This is a genomic window from Fusibacter sp. (genome assembly GCF_057447755.1).
Window position 1 is genome coordinate 1 of sequence record NZ_JBVBZF010000270.1, and the last position, 4,790, is coordinate 4,790.

General features: G+C 35.7%; 4 protein-coding genes and 1 pseudogene. 1 reads left to right on the forward strand and 4 read right to left on the reverse strand.

Going from position 1 to position 4,790, the window contains the following annotated elements; translation table 11 throughout:
• The 4 genes and pseudogenes from AC220I_RS18195 to yeiL form a co-directional block, all read right to left on the reverse strand.
• Nucleotides 1-102, reverse strand: a pseudogene (locus tag AC220I_RS18195) (diguanylate cyclase); the annotation flags it as partial.
• A gap of 190 nt (nucleotides 103-292) precedes the next feature.
• On the reverse strand, nucleotides 293-2,032 hold the full coding sequence (locus AC220I_RS18200) for a methyl-accepting chemotaxis protein (protein WP_486725291.1): 1,740 nt from the start codon (nucleotides 2,030-2,032) through the stop codon (nucleotides 293-295).
• Between the two features lie 263 nt (nucleotides 2,033-2,295).
• Nucleotides 2,296-3,351, reverse strand: a complete 1,056-nt coding sequence (rsmH, locus tag AC220I_RS18205; protein ID WP_486725292.1) for a 16S rRNA (cytosine(1402)-N(4))-methyltransferase RsmH — start codon at nucleotides 3,349-3,351, stop codon at nucleotides 2,296-2,298.
• A 41-nt stretch (nucleotides 3,352-3,392) separates the two neighbouring features.
• Nucleotides 3,393-4,058 (reverse strand): transcriptional regulator YeiL, encoded by a 666-nt coding sequence (yeiL, locus tag AC220I_RS18210; RefSeq protein WP_486725293.1) that lies wholly within the window; start codon nucleotides 4,056-4,058, stop codon nucleotides 3,393-3,395.
• 143 nt (nucleotides 4,059-4,201) lie between these two features.
• On the opposite strand from yeiL, the gene AC220I_RS18215 reads away from it, so the two are divergent.
• Nucleotides 4,202-4,790: DUF6198 family protein (locus tag AC220I_RS18215; protein ID WP_486725294.1), on the forward strand; the 589-nt coding region annotated here is incomplete at its 3' end.

The window sequence follows — 4,790 nt, forward strand, 5'->3', positions numbered from 1 at the left end:
AAAGGGTGCAAAATATTTATCAATATGATTGAAATGTGCTCTGTGCGCATTTCGATAGACATGTCCAACAACACCTTCCAATGGGGCATAATAAAATTTCATATTTTTCTCCTGTAGATTAAGGTAAATACCTTTATAAGATGAATACCTTTGTAAAATAATGTAAATGGTTCTATTTTATTTTCTTTGTCAATTTATATTACAATGAAAGCCCTAAAAGGACAAGTAATTTGAAGGCAAAAAAACATCTCGCCTTAATCGAACGAGATGTCTTATATATTACGGTCTAATACTATATTTCAAATTGTTTAATAATGTCCTCTAGTTCTTTCGCAAGCAAATTAAGTCTTGCTGTTTGCTCGTTGATTTCAGTCATGCCAGCGAGTTGTTGTTCTGTGGCTGCAGAAACCTCTTCTGTTGATGCGGATGTCTCCTCTGTTGAAGCAGAAATACCAGTCATAGCATCCACAATATTCTCTTTCAATGAAATCATTCGTTCAACGTCCCTATCGATCTTGACAAGTTCTTCATTAAGGCCGTTTATTCCCCTTGCAATGGCATCAAATTGCACCTGAGTTGACTCAACGGATTCATTTTGTTGAACCGTTACTTTTTTAAGTTCATCCATTGTTTCAACAGAAAGTGTTGAATGTGCATTGATTTCACTAATAATATTTTTGATTTCTCCAACTTGATTTGCCGACTGCTCCGCAAGCTTCCTAATTTCTTCAGCAACGACTGCAAACCCCCTGCCTGCTTCACCAGCTCTAGCGGCTTCTATTGATGCATTAAGTGCCAAGAGATTGGTCTGTTCAGAAATACCTGTTATGGCTTCTGTAATTGTATGAATTTTCGCCGTGCTCTCAGAAACCTTATTGATAACATCGTTAATTTTATCAGTCGCTTGGTTGGTAGCTTCAGTTGCCTCTAATAATTGTTTAACGGTTTCTAAACCTTTTTTACTTTGAACATCTGCGCCATGAGCAAGTTTATCCACTGCAACTGTAGATTGCTTGACACCATCGATATTTCTTGAAAGCTCATTTACTTTCATTACGGCATCCTCTGTAAGACTTGCTTCATCACTAACCGCTTTTGCCACTTCACCAATCGTTTGAGCCACCTCATTGATTGCATTTGTTGTTTGATCTGTTACTTCAACTAAAGAACCTGCAAGTTCTGTAACAGTACTTGAAGATGATTGCATAGCTAGAACAAGTGCTCTCACATTATGAAGCATTGTATTGTAGGCCTTCCCAAGCGTTCCAATTTCATCTGTATTTTTGATTTCAACTTCCGACACATTGAGGTTTTTATTAGATACCTCAAGCAATGACATGGAGATTGTTTTTATAGGCTTTGCAAAGCTTCCTGAGTATAACGTAATTGAAATTAGACCAACCACTAAAGATAAGGCCAAAACAATCAAAATTACCATGAGGATTATATTAGCACCTTTATTAAAATCTTCTACATATGCACCAGCACATACTACCCAACCCCAATCGGCATCGAGCTCTTGGTAGGTAATTTTATCGCCTATTTTATCAGAACCTGGAAGTGTCCAAGCATAAGTGACAAATCCACCACCATTTTGTGCTGCTTTGATTTGAGCTTGAACAAGCTTGAAGCCATTCCCGCTTTTATCTTCAGTTTCCCAAACATTGGTCCCTTCAAGTGAAGGATGCATCATTTCAACACCGTCTGTTGAATAAGCAAAAAAATAACCATTTGGTCCTAAATCTATGTTCTTAACGATTGGTCTCTTGTTCTCCGAATCCTTAACGCCAAGTAAGATTACCCTTACTTCCTCCTGGGCTTCTTCCTGGGTTAAATTACCTCTTTCAACTTCTGTCTTCTTTGCATCGATAAGTTGCATAACTTGCTTTACACCATTCTTAAGGATAATCTCACCCTTTAAAGACAATTGATCTTTTGCAAACAGATAACTAATTGTGCCAATGGCTACAACTGGAATAATCAACAATAAACTTGAGATGATGATAAGCTTTTGTCTTATGGATAATTTCAAATTTTTTTCCCCCTGTAATTAATATATTTCATTTTATTTGATATAAAACAATTATAGCATTTTGAACCATATTTACAATCTAATAAATTTTAATATATTAATTATTTTTACAACACTATTAGGGGTGCTAACTGATATCAAAAGGTCTACTAATAAAATTTTCTTATCTTTAAAATACCGCATATCCTGTTTTTACTCATAAAAAAAGGATATCCCAAGATATCCTTAAAATATTATTATTGAACTTAACCTGTACCAAGATCCTAGGCTTTGATCGCCCATCTCATTTTAGTGGATTTTGAGCGTGGATTTAAACTACACTCCTCAAGAGAGGGTCTTATAATTTCAGGCGCTACCTCACTGTAGATACCTTCTCTTTGAAAGTGTTTAAAGGATTTTTTTACCAATCGATCTTCACCTGAATGGAAGGATAAGATCGCCACGCGTCCCCCCTTTGCCAACACATTAGGTAACTTCTCCAAGAAATCATATAAAACTTCGAACTCACTGTTCACATCAATTCTTAAGGCTTGAAATGATCTTTGACAAGATTTTTTTATCTCGTCATCCTTGGTTTTAGCGGGTAATGACCATAGGGCATCTGCTATGATTTGGCGTAATTGAGAAGTTGTTGAAATTGTTTTTCCCTTTTTAATGGTCTTTATGATGGCTCTTGCGATTTTTTCAGCATGGGGTTCATCCGAGTTTTCGATTAGCAAGCCAATCAGTTCCTCTTCGGAAATTGAACTTAAACGCTCTGACGCCGAGATGCCCTTACTTGGATTTAATCTTAAATCCAATGGACCATCTGTCTTATATGAAAAACCTCGATCGGGATTGTCAATCTGCATGGACGAAACACCTAAGTCTGCCAGCACAAAATCAAATAATCCCGCTTCGGCTACTACCTCATCAATATTTGAGAAGTTAAGCTGCTTAATCGTTAGAATTTCAGGTCCAAATCCCTGTTCTGCAAGTCGAGCTCTGGTCTTTGGTAATTCTATCGGATCGACATCTAGTGCATACATATGCCCTTCTGATTTTAGGCATTTAAGCATTTCAAGAGTATGACCACCATATCCCAATGTTGCATCTAGCCCTTTTTGACCTGGTTTAATTTGAAGAAAATCCAAGATTTCCTTCACCATGATTGAGATGTGCATGCCTGCCGGCGTACTGCCTTTTTGAATCACACGTTGAATTGTATCACCATACTTTTCAGGCTGATGCTCTTTATATTTCTCTCTATAGGATTTGGGATGTGTCCCTTTATATCTCACACGTCTTTTGTGTTTTGTTTCTTGATTTTGATGATCCATGGTAACCTCAATTCTAAAATTAGTATTTGCTTATTTCCTAGCTATTTTATATCCCTAGACAGTGCTTTTAACGCTTCAAAGTTAACTTTATAACCTTTTTTTTGCTTGACTATAAGTTGCTCGTCCTGAAATACCTTTAGAGTATATAACAAATGTCTGTAGCTGACACCTAAAAATTCTGCAGTTTCAGTATGTTTTTCCTTATATATGCCTTCTGATTCTGACATTAGAATATATGCTGCCAACCTGTTCTTAAGCTCATAATTCTGGTTTTTAGTATTAAACCATGTACGTTTCAAAAGTTTGGTTCCTATATATCGACTTAAATTCAGCAAAAAGTTGGCATCTGACATCAATGATGACTTTGTCAAATCCAGTGGTACTGATAGACATAGGCAAGTGCTTAAGGCTACAACATCTTTTGGATGGGCTTCAATTTCTAAAAAAGATAATTCACCGATAAATTCACTTGGTCCTATAAAATCAATGATTGTCCGTTTTCCATCTTCATGAATCAATGAAATCTTCGCCTTACCTGAAATAAGATACCTCACATATTGAATGGGTTTGTCAAAGTAAACGATGTTTTCATTTACTTCAAATTCTTCAACTCTAACGTAGGGTAAGACATTCTCGAAAATATTGAGACATGGCTCTACCTTTTTCTTTAAGAGGCTATCCAGCTCATTTAATTTTAAAATTTTCATGAAATTCCTCCTAAACATGAGATATCTCATATTATTATATCAAACTTTGGGCTAAAGTTAATTTATATTAAAGAATTTGGTTTGCAAACCTAAGAAGTATTATAAACATATCCCCTATTTTAATTTAATGAAAGGACATGCTCATGACTCAAATCCATAACTTATTAAAATCTTACATTTTTTATACCACATCTGCTTTTGGTATCAGTTTAACAATTAAAGCCAATGTAGGTGTAAGTAGTTTTAATTCAATGAACCTGGCGATATCAAATGCAACAGATATCAAAATCGGTACAGTTACAATATTCTTTAACCTCATCTTCCTAGTCTCATATATGGTTTTAACACAGTTTGCCTTAAGAAAAAAATATGCCCTTCAAGTCTTTTCTGTCGTCTTTTTTGGGGTGATCATCAATTTCTTTACCTATAATGTGTTAAAAGACCTCATTGTAACCAACTACCTTTTAAGACTCTTACTCATTAGCGTGGGTACAACTATTGGTGGCCTGTCAGTTGGTATGATCATCCGCTATGATGCCATCACATTTCCCATAGAAAGCTTTTGCCTTATCATCGCTGAGAAAACAACCTTCACCTTCATAAAGCTGAGATATTTCATAGACTTTGTATCCATTGTTACCTCAATTTTAGTATCCTTGAGTTTTAACTTACCACTGTTTGTAAGAGAAGGTACCCTCATTAGTTTTCTAATCCTATCCGCTTCAATGAACT